The organism is Parablautia muri (genome assembly GCF_009917485.1).
Lineage (GTDB): Bacteria > Bacillota > Clostridia > Lachnospirales > Lachnospiraceae > Suilimivivens > Suilimivivens muri.
Genome location: NZ_QZDT01000009.1, coordinates 1 through 19623 on the forward strand (window position 1 = coordinate 1; position 19623 = coordinate 19623).

The window sequence follows — 19623 nt, forward strand, 5'->3', positions numbered from 1 at the left end:
TCGACATACAATCACCTCGTCATGTTTATACCTCCATCATAAAACATGACGATGAGTTAATCAAGTGCAAAATGGTGGTTTTATCAATAAAATTCAGGGAATTCGGCTAAGTGTGGCGAAAATTCATCGTCACGTTTTCGAGAATCCGGGTTATAACCATATCTATTTAGGATTTCACATATATTTTGTTCATCCCCTAGCTTATGATAAGCGCAAATTGCACATTTCACATCATTATTCTTAAGCGTGTGCTCCCCTCCCAGTAATGCAGCAATTTCAGCGCCTTCAATATCCATTTTTAAAAAATCTAACCTTCCTTTTATTGCCGAATCTAGGTTAATAATACTACCCGCATAATATCTACTTAACGCTTTTTCATATAATACTACTTTATCCTTAAATTTTTCGAAACTTTTCTTTAAAGGCTTAATCCACATAGGATCGCATTCAAATAAATACGCCTTAGAGACTTTCTCGATATACCGTAGTGCGAAATTTCCTTCCTGAACTCCTGCATCTGCAATTATATCACCACTACACACCGCTATATCATCCTTTATATAACGATGAGGTGAAGTTTCTTGTTGTTCTGATAATAAATCCATAACAACTTTTTGTCCGTCTATTTCTTTAAATTTATAATTAGATGGAAAATACATTTTTTTATCTTCAAATATAATATAAGGCATGTTCTCCATGCAATCCCACTGAACTATATATTTTTCGCCACCTTCTTTCACCCTATGATTATAAAAACTAATATCATTTGATTTCCAATACTCTAAGATAGCTTTAATCTCGCTATCCATTGTATCTTTGTATTTATCGCTTAATAATAATTTGAGTAAATATCTTTTTCTCTCAATTTTGCTTTCATCAATGTGAAACCAATATAACATATCTTTTCTTATTTCATCATAATAATCATCTGACATAATAATTATTTTATCAAAATCTTTCTTCAATATTTCTCCTGGTGAATAGCATGCCCCTTCCCATTTAGAAGGATTATTATCTACAAATCCAACTATTTTTAAATTGGCGGGTAATATATGAATTATTGTATTTAGCGTGTTTTGGAGTTGCCATCCCACTCCCCACAAGACAACCTTTAGAATTTTTTGCATCTTCTACATCCTCCCTTTAAAAAGTTTTTATATTTTCATATTTTTCATTATTAAAAGCCACCGCACACTGGAAAGCTCCGCAGCCACATGTTGAAATTAATGACGTACATTTTGATAATATCCACAAAATACCTAAATATCTTAAATTATCGTTGTAACCATTTATTTTATCCCTGACCTTAATCTCTGATAAAAACAAATTTTTATTTTTCTCATCATCATAATTTATCCTTTCTTGGTCAACCGAAAATATTTGTTCTTTCACTTCACTTTTCATAAAAACCTCATAGATCTTCTGATCTTCAGTTGCCAAAAATATATATTCACACTTCCATTCTTTCATGGAATTCATTACCTCATCTAAAAATGGTTTTGCTGCTAGGGGTTCCGGAACCCATCTCCCCTTTTCTGCAAAATAGTCGGTTCCCCTTCCTATAACTCCCAATACTCTAGCCTCTTTATCAGGAATTGTTTTCGAATACAGTTCTTCAACATATTGATTTGTTCTTTTATTAAATTTTAAATATTTTTGAAACATTAGTTTCCAATCTGAAAAATAATTTTTTTCTAAAATATAGGGGTTAAAAAAATCTAATTTATCTTTTGATATAATAACATTTTTACTTCTATATACCGCCTCTAAAGGTACATCCGTTATCTGTTCAAAAAACATCGTCCAAACATTTGTCCCATCTCCGTTATTGAACTGATTGTTATCTCCTTCAACGCTTAAATCTATTATCGGAATAATATTTTCATTTTTTTCTATTACCATTACCACTCTATAAAGTGTAAACTTTATAAGATCTGCCATCCCGCCATTGTCTAATGTATTTTTTATCAAATAAAACGTTCTATTAGAATTTTCATCTCCAAAGCAGGCTGGATTACATTTCCAAAATAAACTTGTCATTACGCTAAGAGAACGATATCGCTTAATAATAAATCGCATTTGATTATGTAAAAATTCTTTTTTAGAATCAATTGTAATAATTGACTTCGAAATGCTTTCTTTGTAATTATTATATATCTCTTTTATCGATGGGACTATATGAAGGTTCTCCCCCTCTTTAAAGAAAAAGGCCGCCCTGTCATCTACAAAAAAAATTTTTTTATCTTTATAATGCATTTGAATTATCTTTGCAATTTGAAATGTATATTCCTCAAGCTCCAAAAAAATATAAACTTGTCCTCTGTCAAGTAATTCATAATCTATATTCTTATCATAAATATTATAATTCCAAAAATCATCCACATAATCTTCTACGTTAACCTGATTTTGCTCATATTTTAAAAAATAAATTATTTCTTTTTTATCATTTGTAACAGCAATTGATTTTTTCTTAATATGCTCATTTTCAAAGAATATTGTTCTTGCCACATCAAATACATCATCGCTATGTCTCAAAATTAATTCAACATCTTCTCTTTCATCTAATTTCTTATGTACTGTTATCATAATTTAATAATATACCTTTCTTATAACTCACGGTCCAAAAGCTCAAGATCATTGTTTTTTATCCTACTCTTATAAGTTTTTCTGCTGCTTTCTTTCCGCTCATTATAGCCTGCCCCGTCCACAAATAATCCCATTCTCCGAACCGTCCAGCACATACTATTTCTTTCTCCTTCAAATACTTATGAATCTTATCTCTTGCAGAATAGACTTTCGGAGTAAACATAATATTTGCATATGGTTCAGCCCGCACATCTGACACCACAATATCTTCTCTCAAAAATAACCCCATATTTACCAGTTGTGTAATCGTTTCTTCCTTAAGTTCCTCCAAATTTTTCTTACATGGTCGATACTTTGAAAAATAAATTTCTGCTTGGAGTGCACAACATCCGGAAGGAACATTTTGAGGCGATTTTATATTAGGTGCATATACCCTTGCCGGCCAGATATCTTCATCATAAATATAAAACCATAATGCCGGTGCAACGTTTTCCCGTCTCAGGCCGATTGAAACCAGCACACCTGAAGTATAATCCAGTTCATCTGCAGCCTTCTTTATCTCCTTTGGAACATCTTCCATGCATGCAATCAATTCATTTAAGGGAATCGTAGAAATCAAATTTCTATACTTTACTTTCACTCCTGTCTGGAATTCCACTATCTTTTGCTCTGTATTTACACCAATTACTGTTCTATTTAAGCTTATTGGCAATTCTTCTGTGAAAGGGTTCATAAAAGCCTGATAACCGCCTTTCACTGGATAATGGATTTCCTTTGTATAGTGAACATTGGGTGTTGCTTTTGTCATGGCTCCGCGAAGTACTTCATCAATAGTTGGCTGATACATTCTCCCTTCCACCCATCTGGTTCCCAGTTTATTTGGTTCTACCGTCCAGTATTTTCTGGTATATCGGGTCGGGAAATTATCTGTGAAATAGTTTCCGTATTGATATCTAAGCCAGTCATCATAATTATTTACAGGTATTTCCTTTTTATTTATAAAATCCTTTATAATTTTAATTCTTTCTTCAATTTCCAGATCTATCAGATTATTCTGCGCCGGATTACGTATCCATTTCCCCTTATAATAATTAACTGCTTCAGGCACATACGTATAAAAAGGAGTCTTTTCTTCCAGCATTGACATCACATATTTGTCTTTAGAGAAATTAACATGTGCAAAAGTGTCAAATGTAAATCCATCTATACAGAAGCTTCGGCATAAACCACCTGCACTTTGATTTCTATCATACACCATAACTTCTTTTCCATACTGCTTCAAAGTATGTCCTGCCGTAACACCTGCAATTCCACCACCTAATATTATGTTTTCTTTCTTTTCATACCCGCTCATATATTCATTTCTCCACAGCCATTTCTTTTAGCCAATCCTCATTAATAATGACATCACAATTTTCCAGTATATCATACAGCTGCTCTAATTTTGAACAGCTTACCAATGCAATTCCATCCACCTCATTATCTGTAATATAACCATTAACTACTGCTGTTGGTGATATTCCATTTTTATTAGAATATTCTCTTATACGTTCGAGGCGTTCCAAATTTTCAGGTGTTGCAATTCTTTTTTTTAAAAAAGGGTCTAAATTATCCACCCCCTCACTAATTGCTTTCTGGAAGAATCCTTTAGCCTGAGATGTATAGGCCATGCCCAGCATATTATGCTTCTTCAAATATTCATACATGTTCTGATCCATATATGTTGTAGTCGGATCATTCCACATATCAGGAGTATATGCAGCAATTGACCACCATGTTTGTATAATTTGTATTGGTATCAATCCATGCAATTTTGCATATTTATTGGCCTTCATTACACGTTCCGCTTTCCAATTGCATACTCCTATTGCTTTGGCTTTAATCTTCTCCTGGATTTTTTGGAGATTCTCTACAATTTCTTCGACATGCCTTTCCTGTTCATCCCGGTGTAACAAATATATATCAATATTATCGGTTTGTAATGCCTCCCTGCTTTGTTCTATTTCATCTAATAAATTATTGTAGGAAAGATTCACAAAAAAATTTATATTTTCATTACGTACCCCACCTTTTGTTGAAATATATACATCGCTTCTTCTACATCTTTTCGCCATCCATTTTCCTATTGTTTTTTCACTGATTCCACGTCCATTTTCTACCCACTCATAATAATTTCGTGCAGTATCAATTACATTTCCTCCATTTTCCACAAATCGATCCAACATTTCAAAAGAAATTTCTTCTTCAATCCGGGTACCAAATCTCCCAGTTCCTAATCCAATTTTCGATAGTTTCATTCCGTATTTTTCTATATACTTCATTATTACATTTATTCCTTCTAATCAAAAATTTTTCTATCCGTCTTATAGCGTAAAACATCATCGCTATAAAAAGTGTCTAATATATTCTTTGTGATTTTTACTCCTTCTTGCTTAAAGACCAATGCCAATAATTCCACTCCAATTTCATCGCGAAAATCTAATTCTGCAATATCATCGCCTAACAGATCCTGGCAATCACGGAAGAACTCCAAAATGCCATCATTTATCTTTTCTTTCACCAAGAACATTATATTATTACTTGTCTTTTCTGCTGTTTCAAAATTGCCTTTGTCATCGCAAGATAAATATGTACCATATGGTGCTGTAAACACACTTTCTATTACCAAAAACATTTTCCCCATCAGGGAATTTCCTCCCCCTGGATCGTCTTGATTATAAATATATGATAATTTTTCCTGTCTTGTATTGTATTGATTATCATCATTCATATCTGCAAGCAGATAAAATCCTGTTAAAGGTTTCTGTAATATTTGCGATAAATAATATTGTGTAGAACCACTAAAGCCAAAGTCAACTAAGGCGGTTCTATTCCACTCACCAATTTCCTTATTCAAATAATTACTATAATCTCTGCGAAGATCTGCCGATTTCTCCAATATCGCAGCTTCATGTTGATGTAGCAGGCTTTCTGTTAAATAACTATCTCTTGGTATTTCTAGTTCTGATTTATCTTTGCCACTTTCTAAATCCAATCCAAATCGTTGTTTATAATAATCCTTAACACTCCCGCGATATGGTAAAGATGCAAAATCAAGAATTGCTTCCACATCAAACAATGCTGCCCTGCGTACAATTTGCCTGGAAATTTTTAAATACCTTGATTCAATGCTTTTACTTTCTGCCATTTTCATTAATTCATCAAAATCTTTTTTTAATAAATAACCGTCCCTTGCACAAAAAGCAAGTTTTTCAATATGCATCTCATATGCATGTTGAATTATATAACCTAAATAGGCTCTGATCAGGCAGCCATATCCTACATATCCTACTTCCTGTTCTTTTTCTAAAACAACTCTCGATTTTTCATCAATTCTATTCTCAACAAACGGACTATTAAATAGTTTTTCTGCAACAAGACCTAATGTCAACTTATTCCAAAGGGAAAGGTCTAATTTTAGCATTTTATTAAACACAGTATGTCTCATCATATCTTTGGCAGATAAAATTTGTAATGCATGTATGCCATACTTCTTTGCCCCAATAATATCATATTGGAGGTTGTCTCCTATATGCAGGATACTTTTCTCACTGCTTATTTTTTCTTTAAACACCTCCCACAAATTACCGGATTCTTTATCCATCTGATATTCACAGGATACCAACATTTTTTCTTTATCACAAAATATATTGTGCTCTGCTAAAATACTAGATAGTATTTCTGAAGGCAAATACATATCTGTGATAATATACACTTCTTTTCCTATTTCTTTCGCAAATTGATAAAGTTCTACTACTTCTTTCCTTATTGTTAATAACTTCTTTTCCGTCTCTATCTCTATATTTTTTACTTTGTTCAATTCATCTTCCGTCATACCGGTTAATAGTTGAAATTTGCAATAGATACTATCCAAAGATGGAATTCCATCTTTACACGCATCTAAATATGCCTCTTTTCTGTTATTAAAAAAAGAGAGTCCTCTCTTTTGCAATCTGAAATCTATCACTTCAAATACTACGTCCGGGTCAAGTACCTTTCGTATCAGCAATGTATCAAAAAGATCAAAAGAAATTACATCATTTTCTTGTATTATTTCTTTAACGCGTTCCGTATTAAGCTTTTTATACTCAATATCAAATTCTTCATATTCTTTTTCTGATAAACCTGCTTTTTCCCCATTCGGAAAATAAATATCTATTCCATGTTCCAAGTTCAGATAAGAAATCCTATTAAATATAACATCATAAAAAGACACTGAAATAATGATAATACAATCTGCATGTTTAATTACAGTTTCTATATCCAGAATCTGACGGTCGAACATAATTTTACCAATATTGCTTTCTTCTTTATCCATTAATCCAATAAAATTATATTCATCTTTTAAACATTCAATCAAAGCTCCTGTACGATATCCAATTCCATAAAGAACGATTCTTTTATCTTTTAAATGTGAAAAGTTCTTTTTAAATTGTAAAACAAACTCGCTGCAAACCACATCCATTATTTTAACGCCTTTCAATCTACCAGATAATCTTTTTGACGCTTTCTTTGAATTCCGACTGGTATTACATTTTCATTATCACTTGAACATCCTGCACAATATTTGCATAAGGACACAGGCTCCTTCATAATACCCAATAAATATTCTACTATCTTAGCTCTCGAATCTTCTTGCAAATCAATATAGTCCGTCTCCCTCTCTTTATAAATACCACACTTATCAGCGCTCCATACTATATGACAATAATATAACTTTTTATCATTTAATCCCTTAAACACAGGAGCGCAGTCTAGCATATGTTGATATATTTCCTGGTCAGGTATGCAGACTGGTTGCTCTGGGAAACCAAAATCCAGCCAATTGAGAGAAGAATTTACATAATAAGGAATATGATATTGTTCTAGCGTATTTCTTAGCTTTTCTAACCTGTCTTGATAAGGAACTGTCTTTGAATAGTCGCTGATTCGAAAGAATATTTTACATTTCTTAAAGCCTTTAAGCATATCGTCAGTCGGAATAATCGTTCCATTTGTAACAAGTTCAATAATTCCTATTCTATCATTATATCTATTGTCCAAATATGTGATAAGCTCCATCAAATGTGGGTATAAAAGTGGTTCTCCTCCAAGTAACGCTAATGTGCTTACCTCATCAACTTTATTAAATAATGTATCCAGATCTGAAATCAGCGTTTCCAGATTTAGATGAAAAGGCTTTTGATATTCAGGCATAAACATATTACATTTGTGACAATTCAAAGTGCATTTGGTTGTAACTGACATATGTACTTCATTAACGTAAACTTTACTTAACGAGTACCATTTCATGATGATAATGTATTTTTCAATGGAGCAAAAATCGACATTCTCCAATAATCCTAACTCCAGCAATTCTTTCTTTATCTCTTTATAATGTGTCGAAATCAAAATCTTTTCTCTTAAGCACTCTTCTGTAGGTAAAAATTTTTTTACTCCAATTCCCTTATAAAATTCTCCATCTAGTTTCGAATTATTATCCAATATATAGTTTATGTCACTAAATATTTTAACCTGTTCTATACTGTTTTTACATACATGTCCTAATCCAAAAATAGAAATGGTCTTATAATTTTTCCATATATCATATATCTCTTTTTTGTCCATCTTATTACTCCCATATGATGCCCTTAATTAATTTCCTGTTTTGATCTTCTATGCTCTGGAATAGCATATAATATAGTTTCATGCAAATTCATATAACTTCTTAAGTAGAAAGAATACCCAGAGGTCATCTCCTCAATTATCTTGTATAACTCATAAAAATCTTCTTCATGATGATATGCAGCAACAGCAATGATCGGCTGCCATTTTCTAATAACTTTTTCAGCTCCCTTTAAAACTTTTTTCTCATATCCCTCCACATCAATTTTAAGAAATGTACAAGGATACTCTTTGGCAAATTCATCCAACTTCGTTGCCTCGACCCTTTCAGTTCCATCTTCTCTTATTATAGAATTTTCATTTCCGTAATTGCTTAAGCAGAGTGTTTCCCTGCAATCGCTTAAAGCCATTGAAACCACCGTTATCTTACTTTTCCCCTTTTCCTCTCTCTTTCTCTCTAATTCCTTTACATAGGCTTTGTCAGGCTCAATTGCCATATAATGCGCATATTTAGCATTCTTTTTTATGAAGATATCCATAACTTCTCCCTTAAATGCCCCACAGTCAATCACATATTCATCCTCAATTTTATGATAAATATCATATGCAAAATATTGTTCTTCCAACGGATAATGATCTATCCCAAATTCATCCAGGTCCAGCATAAATTCTAGCACTGCTTTCAATGTTTCTTTCGATTCCTGATCGGCCAATTTCCCATTCAACCATTCATAACTTTGCCAGTTTCTTTTTATTTTTTTTACATCTGGGCTAATGATTAACGCTTGATCCTGAAATAGCTCTCTATAGTTCTTCCAATCATAAATATGGCTAATATTAGGATAACCAAGCTGCTGCATATTTTTTAAAATATTTGTATAAATTACTCCCCTTTTCAGCAAGCAGACTATGATGCAATATTGTTCTGGTTCTTCTATCCAATGTGGCTGCTCAACCCTAATTCCCATAACTGAAGTTCCCTTCTTTTTCTGATTGGCGTCAAAGAAGCAATAAATCTCCTTGCCCTGTTTATTGAATAATTCGGCCACTATCGCGCCACAACATCCTGCCCCATACAAAATAATCTTTTTATCCTGTAGAATTTCAGTTAACATTTTTTTCTCCCAGAAAAGGCCACAAATCATCAAATTCTGCCGCTTTCAACGAACCGTCTGGCATGACTTTGGAGGCAATTCGTGGCGCAATTATTCCAAATTCCTGCACCATTACTTCACACACCACCGGTCCATCAACTTCCAAGACTTCTTGTACCTTTTCCCTAATCTCCTCCTTTCTTTCTATCTTTACGGATTTCAAATCATATGCTTTCGCCAATCGCACAAAATCTACAGATGGAACACCACTATCCGGACCTACTCCTAAAAAGCGATCATTCATATAATTATGTTGATTGTGTCTAATCAACATATAGCCTTTATTATTATAAACAAACAATTTTAACGGAAGCTTATAATATGCCATTGTAGCAAAATCCTGAATATTCATTTGTGTGCTTCCATCTCCCGATAAAGCAACTACATTTTTTCCACTCGCAGCAATCCCTATCGCACTGGCCCAAAATCCCATACACGATAAGCCTCCCGAAATGACATAATTCTGATTTTTCTTCAAAAACCAGGATTGGGAAACAATGTTGCAAACACTTCCTGTATCAACAACTATACTAACCTCATCCGGCACTAATTGGGATAGTTCTTCCGTAAAATAATAACTATTCAAAGGAATTTCATCCCTGTACTCTGCTCGCACATTTGGATATGCTCTTTTATTTTCCTGACAACATGTTATCCACTTTTCATGAGGTCTATGTCTTATTTCACATCTCGATAATATCTGTATAAATTTTTTAATATCTGCCAGTATTTTTACATCTATCGGAACATCTTCTTTATCTAGTTCCTTTTCATCAATATCTACCATTACCTTATATGCGCAAGCCCCAAATCTCTGTGGGTAATATCCAATCGTTGATACCGAAAGCCTGCTCCCTAGTATCAATATAAAATCACTCTCTTGCACAGCAAAATGGGATGCTCTGTCCCCATAGCTCCCCGGCCTTCCTATAAAAAGCGGATCATCAGATCCAATGACTCCAATGCCATTTCTTGAAGTTACAATTGGAATTTGGTGCTTTCTTGCAAAACTTAATACTTCTTCTCTTGCATTGGCCCCTAGTACTCCATTCCCCGCTAGAATCAGTGGTTTTTCCGATATTTCAAACTTACGCACTATATCCATTAGTGTCATTTGATCTATTTCTTTAAGATTTTTATTACAGCTTTCATATCCTTTCATTTTCTCTGGAACTTTTTTATTTTGAATGTCAATTGGTATATCTAGCCAAACTGGTCCCTTTCTCCCACATGTAGCCGCTTCATACGCCGCTTCCATATGATAGCGAATGTCTCTCTCATCCATCACTACTGCAAAATATTTTGTAATATCTTTTACCATAGATTCCAAATTCAGACTTTGGGTTCCTTTTTGCCTGATTCCTGTCCTTATTTGGTATTCCAAAATACGCGAATTTGCCTGACCTGAGAGAACAAACATCGGCGATGAATCTAAATATGCTCCTGCCACACCAGTAATAGCGTTCGTTGCTCCCGGACCAATTGTAACAAGACACACACCTGGAACTTTTGACACTCTGCCGCAACCATCTGCCGCCATTGCCGCTACCTGCTCATGTTGGCAACAAATCGCCTCTAATTTCTCATTCCTTTTCAAAGCATCTGTTAGCCACATAGCTGAACTGCCCGAAACCATAAAAACCTGCTTGCATCCCCGTTTTTCTAAAAAATCAAAAATATATTCAGAAACTGTCATTCAATTCACCCTTCCCTTAATTTTCTTCTATTTCCGCCATATTGGGTTTTTTTACTACAAACCAATATTGCTTCACTAGCAAATTAGATATTAGCTTATTATCATTGGATCCGCCTATTTCCTGTGTTATATTCTGCCAAACGGCTTTAATAGTTGCTTTTATCTCATCATCAACATGATGCTCTTGTTGCATAACGCTTTCTATTTTTCCGCCCATCCATAACATTAAATCAATTATTTCCTCCTTGTATATGCATCGAGACATTTCTTTATCTCTCACATCAGTTATCCCGAGACAGTATAGAAATTGACGGTAATCTGCGCTATTTATCAGACCAAATAATACAAGTCCATTTTCCGTTAACATTCTATAAACTTTCTCCAATATTTCCATCGGATTTACATATTGATTTATAGGTTTTCCTATTGTGATAAAATCATATATTGGCTTTTCTTCTATCTCCCTTAAATCCCCCCATATCACCCTATCCGCAACACATTGCAGTTCATGATAATACTTTATATCTTTCACTAATGCGGTTGTATGAATATCGTATATCTCTTTTCTTCTATAGAAATTGCGCACATCTAAAATCATAGCTCCACATTTACAGTCAATACTCAAAGATTCTACATATCCATCATAGTGATGATTTATATCAACTTTCCTTAATACAGAAGCAATTGTATCGTTTGTATCATCCCATGAATCAATCCCATAATGTCGTTTTTGGAAAGTGGTTCTTCCCATTTTATAAAGATTATATGCATCTTTCGGATCCTTTTCCTCATGCGCACGAATATTGTGATTATGATGGACGAAAGTATCTTTACAAAGCATTAACCTGTAACCAGCATGTCTAATCCTAAAACTATAATCATCATCTCCCCAATCATGTATATATCCAGTATCGTACACACCTACCACTTCAAATATTTCACGCCTGTACAAAACAACTGTTGGAATCATGCGAAGTCTTTCTTCCCACTTTGCAGGATCACTAATATTATAATGCTCCGCTTTTTTTATCATCTCATTTATTGTGCCAAATCCCCCCAAATCTATCTCTTGGCCACATCCTACGTTAGTAGATACAGGACATACCATTCCAATTTTGGGATCACTGTTCGCGCACTTTAGCAAATTATGTAACCAACTGGGCGTTACTAACACATCATTATTGACTATTACCACATATTTGGTGTCTACCATATGCATCACTTTATCTAGCCCATAAACAGCAGTTATATTTTTCGTCATTCTTATAATTGTTTTATCAGCATATTCTACACTTTCAAAATAATCCATTACAGCCTTTTCTTCCGATCCATTATCTAACAAAATGAGTCTGAATGGAATATCCTGGGTAAACCTTAAAATATGATCAACACATAATCTTGTCTTATCCACTCTACCATACGCCTGCACAATAATGCTGATTTCTTCACACTTTGATTTCTCATACAAAACGTCCTTTACCATTTCATAATCCATATGTGAGCTTGGGCGTTCGCATCCATCCGTGTTGACAATAATGATTTCATTTCTCATTTTAATATCCTTCTATCTCTACAATCCATAACATAATTGATTCAAGAATCTGTTAACATATACTTAATTTTTCCTGATAATAATGTTGCATTTTTTTAATTCCGTCTGAAAATTCTATTTCCGGTTTCCAATCAATAGCCTTGCTAATCTTATCTGTGACACATATCATATGAGGTATAGCATCTGTCTCATAGGGAATTGCCCCAAAATGCAATTTACTTGTACTTTCAGTAACCGCTTTCATTTCTTCTATATAGCTTTTTAAAGTCCTATGCTCATTCGTTGCAACATTATAACAGCCACTCTCCACATCGGCATCTATCAATTTTCTAAAAGCGCTGACCACATCACTCACATAGAGAAAATCCCAAATCTGCTCTCCTAGGGTTAAAAATATTTCTTCATTTTTTAACATCTTAATCAGAATTTGATTTAACATCTTTTCCACACTATCATCTTCCCCATAAATACTGAACAACCTTACTTCTATAAGTTTTACTCCTTTTATCATGCACATTTCATATGCGTCTTCATATAATTTATGTTTAAATTTCCCATATTCCGAGTTACTATCGCAGGCTGTACTCTCGTTAATCGGGACGTACAAATTTTTATATTCCGAAAAAGTACCTGGTAATAAAACCTTTGAACAGCCACATTTTTCAATCATAATTCTTATGCTGCTTAAAATATGCTGATAACTTTCCTCGTTTTTTCTTCGATTATTTCTATCTCTTCTCTTTGTCCCGTTCCAAGTAAAAGGAATGTAACAGTCACACTTAGAAATATAGTTGGCAATATTGTTGTATTCCTCCATTTTTAATGGGATGTATCTAATTTCACCCTTCTCTTGCGAAGATACTTTCTCTCGTACGAATGACGTGATTTCATATCTTTCCAAATCAAGTTCTTTCATTAAATTTCTTGCAATAAAACTTGTTCCTCCAGCTATCACAAGATTTTTCTTCATCCATAAGTCCCCCACTCTCTGAATTATACTCCGTAATAAACAAAAGAAATGTGATTCATATAGGATCTCAAATAAATTTTATAATCCTCCCGATACGTTTTCATCATTAACGGTATCTTCCAAAAATCTTCTGTCCGGTGATATCCTGCCACAGCCAGCCTGGGTTTATATTTTCTAACGGTTTCTTCTGCCCCTTTCAGCGCCTGCTTTTCGCTGCCTTCTATATTCATTTTGATATAAGATGCCCTTTGTCCATTTAACATAGCATCTATCGAAATTGTCTCTACATTTTCTTTTCCTATATCCGCTGCAAAGCTGCCTGGGCCATGGAGAGAATAGAACCTGATTCCCTCGTTATTCTCCCACGCTGCTTTTCGAATACAATACATTTTCTTTTGAATTTCTTCCGGAAGCTGCTCCTTATACTTCATGAACTTATTCCAATTTACACAATCGGGTTCCAAACCATAATACTTTTCAAATTGGTTATTATTTTCTGACAAAAAAGTTTTAAAGCTGATTCCGTTAAAAGCACCACAATCTACAAAAATATCGTCAGTTCTTCTTTCGTAAAACCCATATTCAAAGTATTGTTGTTCCTGTGTCATGGTTGGTATCTCAAGCGTATCGTCCAGAAGCCGAAACCTCAATATTTTTTCAAAAACATCCTTGGATTGTTCATCTGAAAGCCACTCATATACATCTGCAATCTCATTCTTATGTTTTATCATCAGCCCAACATCCGAGCACGATGGCGCATTATATTTTTCCTTTTGAAAAAATTCATGACATCGTCTAAAAAAAGTATAATCAATAATATTTTTACACCCTGCCTCCCGCAGCTTATCATACACTGCATGATGTCCTCCAATACGCAAGGCCTCGTCAAAACTCTTACAGTATCGTTTCCCATCCGTATTGATGCAAACAATCACAAGGGCATCTTCCCCTGCTATTTCCACTACCCTATCAGGGGTTATAATTTTTACTCCTTCACATTCCTTTCCTTCTTTACTCCTATCTGCATCTAAAAAAAACCTAGGTTCCAAACCAATTCGACGCAAAAAATATAAAAAAGCAATCCCGGCGCTCCCCGCTCCATACAAAAGAAGCTTGTCCTTATAAACTGCTATCTCCTGCCGCATCTCTTCTAAAGAAATCTCAAGTTCTTCTCTTCTATTATCAAATTCTTTGAAAATATCCTGAATGATATTCATATGATCCTCCACGTTTCCAATTACCCAGAAATTGAAAATCCTTTTTTACCAACCTAACTCCCAAGGACTTGCATAATCTGTCCCGCAACACTTTCCGCATCTATTCCATATAGCATATTTAAATATTCTCTCGAGCCGGTAACAGGTGCAAACATATCCGGAAATCCAAATTTTCTAAACTTTAAGTTTTTATTTGCCATTTGACTGGCCAATATTGCTTCAACTGCACTACCCAATCCCCCGATTTGGGAATGCTCCTCCAATGTAAAAATCGCCGGATATTGCTCTAATGCCATCTTGACGCATTCTTCATCTAATGGTTTAATTGTATGCATGCTATATAGCGCGAGACTAATTCCCTTCTGCTGTAACAAGCTTAAAACCTGCATAGCATCTTTTACCATAGTCCCAGTGGCAAACAAAACCCCATCCATTCCCCCATGCATTTTCAATGCCTTTCCAATCTGGAAGTCAATTTCATCTTCATGAATAACAGGGTCAACACTCCTCCCAATTCGTATATAAAGTGGTTTGTTATAATTTTCCGATGCCAGCATAATCGCCCTCATCTCTACCGGGTCGGCAGGGCATACCACTGTCATATTGGGCAGCATCCGCATTATCCCAATATCAAAATAGGCATGGTGTGTTGGACCTGCCGGCCCATAAGCATGGCCTCCTCCAACCCCCACCATAACTACCGGATTCTCCTGATAACAAATATCCAGTTCGATCTGTTCAAGACTCCGCAATGTCATAAAAGAAACCACATTGTAAATATATGGTTTCATTCCCATAGCTGCCAAACCTGCTCCAAAGCTCACAAAATTTTGTTCTGCAATTCCCACATTCACGAAGCGTTCACCAAATTCTTTTTCGAAATTTTCGAATACAGAAAAACCTGTATCCCCGATAACACACATAATTTTAGGATTTTTTCTTGCCATTTCTGTCAGCGTATTGATAAAAGTACTTCTCATTCACTCAGTTCCTCCAATATGACCTTCAGCTGCTCGTCATTCGGTGACTTAAAATGCCATTCCAGCTTATTTTCCATAAAAGAAATTCCTTTCCCTTTAATAGTATTCGCAATCACCACCGTAGGCTTCGCCGGATTTCTGGATATCCCTGTAGTCAATGCCCTGTATATCTGCGCATAATCATGCCCGTCAATTTCTATTACCTGACATCCAAAGGCTCGAAACTTTTCACCCATATCCCCCATATCCATTACTTCTTTATCACTGCCATACGACTGCAGGCGATTTCTGTCTACAATCAATACCAGATTTGATAATTGGAATTTAGCAGCAAACATTGCAGCTTCCCAGACAGATCCTTCATTGCACTCCCCATCACCCATCAGCACATAAACATTACCATCCAATCCCTGACAACGTTTTGCAAATGCCATTCCTGATCCTATTCCTGCTCCATGTCCCAGAGAACCGGCTGACATTTCAATTCCCGGAACTACATAACGTCTAGTATGTCCAGCATAATTTTCTCCATTAACCGTATGTTTATCTAAATCTGTTTTTGGAATGATTCCTGCATATGCCAACACAGTATACATAGTGGCAGCAATATGTCCTTTACTCAAAATGAAAACATTACGATTTGGATCTTCCAACTTTTCTTTCGAAATGTCCAATATTCTTGTATAAAGAACCGCCAGAATATCCACAGCCGAATATCCGCCTCCTATATGGGAATCATGTGTCCGATTCAATATTTTTGCAACAGTTTTTTTTACTTGAATTGCGAATATTTCCACATCAGCATAGCCTTTATTACTCATACTTTTTTCTCCCAAAGAAATCATTGACATATTCTTCACAAAGCTTTTTTACGCTTTCACCAGCGAATCTTCTCTGTTCAAACAAAACTGCCATTTTTACCGTTTCCTCGATTGAATAAACCCGCTGCCACTCTAATATACTTTTTGCCTTACTACTATTGATTTTCAACACCTTTGTCTCGTCTACATTCAATGCATTATTTATGTTATAAGAATTTTTTTCAAAATGCTCTGCAATCATTTCCACAAGCCTTCTAACCGATATAATCCCATCCGGTTCCGGTCCAAAGTTAAATGCGGCGCTATAAATACTGTCGGCATTTTCTGACCGTACCATTTTTTGTACCAGGCAAAGATATCCGCCAAGTACATCCAAAACATTCTGCCATGGCCTGATCGCGTCCGGCTTTCTTACGTTTGCATCCTCCTGGTATAAAAAACTCCTAACCAGACCTGGAAGGAGCCTATCATAATGATAGTCCCCTCCACCTATTACATTACTTGCCCGTGCCGTAGCAATTGGAATATTTAACTTTTCTTCAGTAAAAAATGAATTCCTATAACATTCAACTATAAGCTCCTGACATGCCTTGCTAGCCGAATAAGGATCTCCTCCTCCAAGTACACTATCCTCCTGATATCCTTCTTCCGATTCCATATTCTTATAACATTTATCACTTGTAACCACTAGCACAGCTTTGATGCTAGCTATCTTCCTGACACATTCCAGCAAGTTTACCAATCCCATTACATTCGTATTAAAAATGTAATCTGTAATTTCATAGCTCCTGTTTAGGGTCGAATGAGAAGCAAAATGGATTACAATTTCCGGCTGACCATCTTCCATAGACAAAAGCAGCTTTTCTTTGTCTGCAATGTCTCCCAGCACACTTTTTGAAATTTTAGGCTGTGCCATTGTGAAAAACTCCGTATCTTCTTCCAACGCATATCCATACACCTCGGCGCCCAACATTTCCAACATCTTACAAAGCCATGTTCCTTTAAAGCCTGTGTGTCCAGTTAAAAACACTTTCCTGCCTGTCCAAAAGTTCATCTAACTTCATCTCCCCATACCTTCCATGGTGCTTTTTGTTCTTTCCATAACCTCTCTAACAATGCTTTGTCCCGCATCGTATCCATAGGCTGCCAGAATCCATAATGCTTGTACGCTGCAAGCTGCTTATCATTCGCAAGTCCCTCTAATGGTTCACGTTCTAAAATTCGCATAGGCTCATCATCGATATAATGAAAGACTTCATATTCCATCACAAAGAAACCGCCATTAATCCACCCACCATCTGTTTTCGGTTTTTCCTGAAAATCTAAAATCGTATTGTTTTCATCAATATCCAACACTCCAAATTTGGCCGGAGGCTGTACCGCAGTGAGTGTTGCCAGTTTCCCACATTTTTTATGATGTTCTAATAATTTATGTATATCTACATCCGATACCCCATCCCCATAGGTCAGTAAAAATGGCTCACCTTCCGGTATAAATTTCTTAATCTGCTTCACACGGCTTCCAGTCATGTTATTAATTCCTGTATCTACCAATGTCACCTTCCACGGCTCTATCTCATTATGGTGAATATCCATCGTATTTTGATTCGCAAGATCAAAAGTAACATCTGATTTATACAAAAAATAATTAGCGAAATAATCCTTTATTACCTGTCCTTTATAACCGCAGCAAATAATAAATTCCGAAAAACCATAATAGGAATAGATTTTCATAATATGCCAAATAATCGGCATCTCACCTATTTCAATCATTGGTTTGGGCCTTAGGTGGGACTCCTCACTGATCCTCGTCCCCATGCCGCCAGCAAGAATAACTACCTTCATACCTCCCTCCTCCACTCTGGTGAGAAAGTACTTCCAATCTGAATAAAAGATTCTTTTCTATTCCAGTTGCAATGCGATGATTGATAGCAGCGTTTGCATGGTTCATCCATCTGTTCCATTTTATTTACATTCCTACGGTACTGCTGGTATTCAGGTGCATTCCATATATTAAAAAAATTCTTTTCCATATCATATTTAAAAAACTGAATTGGAGTAGACATACAGGGGCGCACGTAGCCATCTGAGCCTAAGAAGAAATCTCTCCATGCTACATAGCAATCTTTATGATACTGCTCGCCTGCAATATCTTCTCCTGTCAAATGAGGCAGTTTTAAAATAATTCTTTTTTCTTCTCCTACTTTTTCCGCTTCCTCAAAAACTGCCCTGACTTTTTCCGACTTATCCCAAAGAGTTTCATGAATAAGTTCTTCATTAAATACTGTAAGATATACCACTTTCACTTCCTCAATTCCAATTTCTGCCGCAAGACGAACCAAGTCTGGAAGTTCATGAATATTAGAATCCATTGCACAGAATACAAAATTTATCCATGGATAGGTTAGTCCTCTTTCTTTTTTCTCTTTGACAATTTCTTTCAAGCTTTGGGTAATTTTATTTAAATCAGATCCCCTTCTGATTCTGGCATTCGTCTCAAAAGAAGCTCCATCCACGCTTACCCCAAATACATCCACATTATATTTGAAAATACTGTCTTTTATTTTGTCTAAATTCATACCATTGGTACAAAAATATTTTCTCGCACTATGACGATCTATAATTTCTAACATTTCACAAAAATTTGGATGAACCGTTGGTTCGCCCCATCCCATCAAGGTCACTTCCTCAATTGAATCCATCAGTGGTTCAAAGCTCTTAAAAACTTTCATATCGAACATAGTTGGTTTGAAGTCCGCAGCGTTTCTTCCACACATTACACAATTTAAGTTGCAGGCATTTGTCAATTCAAATACCAATCTCCTTGGATAGGAAGATAAGATTTCTTTGCCTTCGTCTATTTCCTGTAAATTCAACTCTGAATTTTTCAGTTGCATATCTGTCAATTTCCTTCCTGAAAACAATTCTTTTCTTTTAGCCCTAATAATCATTTTCCTGCCTCCTTAAAAACTTCTTAAATATTTTTTATTACAATCAATTCTAA

16 protein-coding genes are annotated in these 19623 nt (G+C 35.2%); all 16 read right to left on the reverse strand.

All coding sequences use genetic code 11. The features are described from left to right. Positions 1-83 precede the first annotated feature (83 nt). Genes D5281_RS07710 through D5281_RS07785 form a run of 16 tightly spaced genes read right to left on the reverse strand, consistent with a single transcriptional unit; the run spans position 84 to position 19570 of the window. Positions 84-1127, reverse strand: a complete 1044-nt coding sequence (locus tag D5281_RS07710; protein WP_160559589.1) for an FkbM family methyltransferase — start codon at positions 1125-1127, stop codon at positions 84-86. 16 nt (positions 1128-1143) lie between these two features. Continuing rightward, entirely contained in the window at positions 1144-2586 is a 1443-nt protein-coding gene (locus D5281_RS07715) for a hypothetical protein (RefSeq protein ID WP_160559590.1), read from the reverse strand. A gap of 58 nt (positions 2587-2644) precedes the next feature. Beyond that, entirely contained in the window at positions 2645-3940 is a 1296-nt protein-coding gene (locus D5281_RS07720) for a protoporphyrinogen/coproporphyrinogen oxidase (RefSeq protein WP_160559591.1), read from the reverse strand. Positions 3941-3944: 4 nt separating this feature from the next. Beyond that, positions 3945-4907: an aldo/keto reductase gene (locus tag D5281_RS07725; protein ID WP_160559592.1), complete on the reverse strand. Its 963-nt coding sequence runs from the start codon at positions 4905-4907 to the stop codon at positions 3945-3947. 17 nt (positions 4908-4924) lie between these two features. Further along, positions 4925-7090, reverse strand: a complete 2166-nt coding sequence (locus D5281_RS07730) for a hypothetical protein (RefSeq protein ID WP_160559593.1) — start codon at positions 7088-7090, stop codon at positions 4925-4927. Between the two features lie 14 nt (positions 7091-7104). Continuing rightward, complete coding sequence (locus D5281_RS07735; RefSeq protein ID WP_160559594.1) at positions 7105-8232, reverse strand: radical SAM protein; 1128 nt, start codon at positions 8230-8232, stop codon at positions 7105-7107. A 23-nt stretch (positions 8233-8255) separates the two neighbouring features. Continuing rightward, positions 8256-9344 (reverse strand): FkbM family methyltransferase, encoded by a 1089-nt coding sequence (locus tag D5281_RS07740; RefSeq protein WP_160559595.1) that lies wholly within the window; start codon positions 9342-9344, stop codon positions 8256-8258. Beyond that, positions 9334-11079, reverse strand: coding sequence for a thiamine pyrophosphate-binding protein (locus tag D5281_RS07745; protein WP_160559596.1), 1746 nt, complete (start codon positions 11077-11079; stop codon positions 9334-9336). Before D5281_RS07745 ends, D5281_RS07740 begins: the two co-directional genes overlap by 11 nt. A gap of 16 nt (positions 11080-11095) precedes the next feature. Further along, entirely contained in the window at positions 11096-12631 is a 1536-nt protein-coding gene (locus D5281_RS07750) for a glycosyltransferase family 2 protein (protein WP_160559597.1), read from the reverse strand. Positions 12632-12683: 52 nt separating this feature from the next. After that, positions 12684-13601, reverse strand: coding sequence for an NAD-dependent epimerase/dehydratase family protein (locus tag D5281_RS07755; protein ID WP_160559598.1), 918 nt, complete (start codon positions 13599-13601; stop codon positions 12684-12686). 23 nt (positions 13602-13624) lie between these two features. Further along, positions 13625-14818: an FkbM family methyltransferase gene (locus D5281_RS07760; protein ID WP_160559599.1), complete on the reverse strand. Its 1194-nt coding sequence runs from the start codon at positions 14816-14818 to the stop codon at positions 13625-13627. A 53-nt stretch (positions 14819-14871) separates the two neighbouring features. Continuing rightward, positions 14872-15798, reverse strand: coding sequence for a transketolase family protein (locus D5281_RS07765; RefSeq protein WP_160559600.1), 927 nt, complete (start codon positions 15796-15798; stop codon positions 14872-14874). Continuing rightward, positions 15795-16619 carry a transketolase gene (locus tag D5281_RS07770; protein WP_160559601.1) on the reverse strand — a complete coding sequence of 275 codons (825 nt, stop codon included), beginning with the start codon at positions 16617-16619 and terminating at the stop codon, positions 15795-15797. The genes D5281_RS07765 and D5281_RS07770 overlap by 4 nt, the downstream gene beginning before the upstream one ends. Continuing rightward, complete coding sequence (rfbG, locus tag D5281_RS07775; protein WP_160559602.1) at positions 16612-17673, reverse strand: CDP-glucose 4,6-dehydratase; 1062 nt, start codon at positions 17671-17673, stop codon at positions 16612-16614. The genes D5281_RS07770 and rfbG overlap by 8 nt, the downstream gene beginning before the upstream one ends. Beyond that, on the reverse strand, positions 17670-18464 hold the full coding sequence (gene rfbF, locus D5281_RS07780; RefSeq protein ID WP_160559603.1) for a glucose-1-phosphate cytidylyltransferase: 795 nt from the start codon (positions 18462-18464) through the stop codon (positions 17670-17672). The genes rfbG and rfbF overlap by 4 nt, the downstream gene beginning before the upstream one ends. Beyond that, entirely contained in the window at positions 18461-19570 is a 1110-nt protein-coding gene (locus D5281_RS07785; protein ID WP_160559604.1) for a radical SAM protein, read from the reverse strand. The genes rfbF and D5281_RS07785 overlap by 4 nt, the downstream gene beginning before the upstream one ends. Between the last annotated feature and the right edge of the window lie 53 nt (positions 19571-19623).

What these genes read in the sequence shown, in the direction of transcription:
- D5281_RS07715 (WP_160559590.1), bottom strand. Translation starts at nt 2,586, where the DNA reads ATGATAACAGTACATAAGAAATTAGATGAAAGAGAAGATGTTGAATTA.
- D5281_RS07740 (WP_160559595.1), bottom strand. Translation starts at nt 9,344, where the DNA reads ATGTTAACTGAAATTCTACAGGATAAAAAGATTATTTTGTATGGGGCA.
- D5281_RS07755 (WP_160559598.1), bottom strand. Translation starts at nt 13,601, where the DNA reads ATGAAGAAAAATCTTGTGATAGCTGGAGGAACAAGTTTTATTGCAAGA.
- D5281_RS07725 (WP_160559592.1), bottom strand. Translation starts at nt 4,907, where the DNA reads ATGAAGTATATAGAAAAATACGGAATGAAACTATCGAAAATTGGATTA.
- D5281_RS07710 (WP_160559589.1), bottom strand. Translation starts at nt 1,127, where the DNA reads ATGCAAAAAATTCTAAAGGTTGTCTTGTGGGGAGTGGGATGGCAACTC.
- D5281_RS07730 (WP_160559593.1), bottom strand. Translation starts at nt 7,090, where the DNA reads ATGGATGTGGTTTGCAGCGAGTTTGTTTTACAATTTAAAAAGAACTTT.
- D5281_RS07760 (WP_160559599.1), bottom strand. Translation starts at nt 14,818, where the DNA reads ATGAATATCATTCAGGATATTTTCAAAGAATTTGATAATAGAAGAGAA.
- D5281_RS07735 (WP_160559594.1), bottom strand. Translation starts at nt 8,232, where the DNA reads ATGGACAAAAAAGAGATATATGATATATGGAAAAATTATAAGACCATT.
- D5281_RS07770 (WP_160559601.1), bottom strand. Translation starts at nt 16,619, where the DNA reads ATGAGTAATAAAGGCTATGCTGATGTGGAAATATTCGCAATTCAAGTA.
- D5281_RS07750 (WP_160559597.1), bottom strand. Translation starts at nt 12,631, where the DNA reads ATGAGAAATGAAATCATTATTGTCAACACGGATGGATGCGAACGCCCA.
- D5281_RS07745 (WP_160559596.1), bottom strand. Translation starts at nt 11,079, where the DNA reads ATGACAGTTTCTGAATATATTTTTGATTTTTTAGAAAAACGGGGATGC.
- rfbF (WP_160559603.1), bottom strand. Translation starts at nt 18,464, where the DNA reads ATGAAGGTAGTTATTCTTGCTGGCGGCATGGGGACGAGGATCAGTGAG.
- rfbG (WP_160559602.1), bottom strand. Translation starts at nt 17,673, where the DNA reads ATGAACTTTTGGACAGGCAGGAAAGTGTTTTTAACTGGACACACAGGC.
- D5281_RS07720 (WP_160559591.1), bottom strand. Translation starts at nt 3,940, where the DNA reads ATGAGCGGGTATGAAAAGAAAGAAAACATAATATTAGGTGGTGGAATT.
- D5281_RS07765 (WP_160559600.1), bottom strand. Translation starts at nt 15,798, where the DNA reads ATGAGAAGTACTTTTATCAATACGCTGACAGAAATGGCAAGAAAAAAT.
- D5281_RS07785 (WP_160559604.1), bottom strand. Translation starts at nt 19,570, where the DNA reads ATGATTATTAGGGCTAAAAGAAAAGAATTGTTTTCAGGAAGGAAATTG.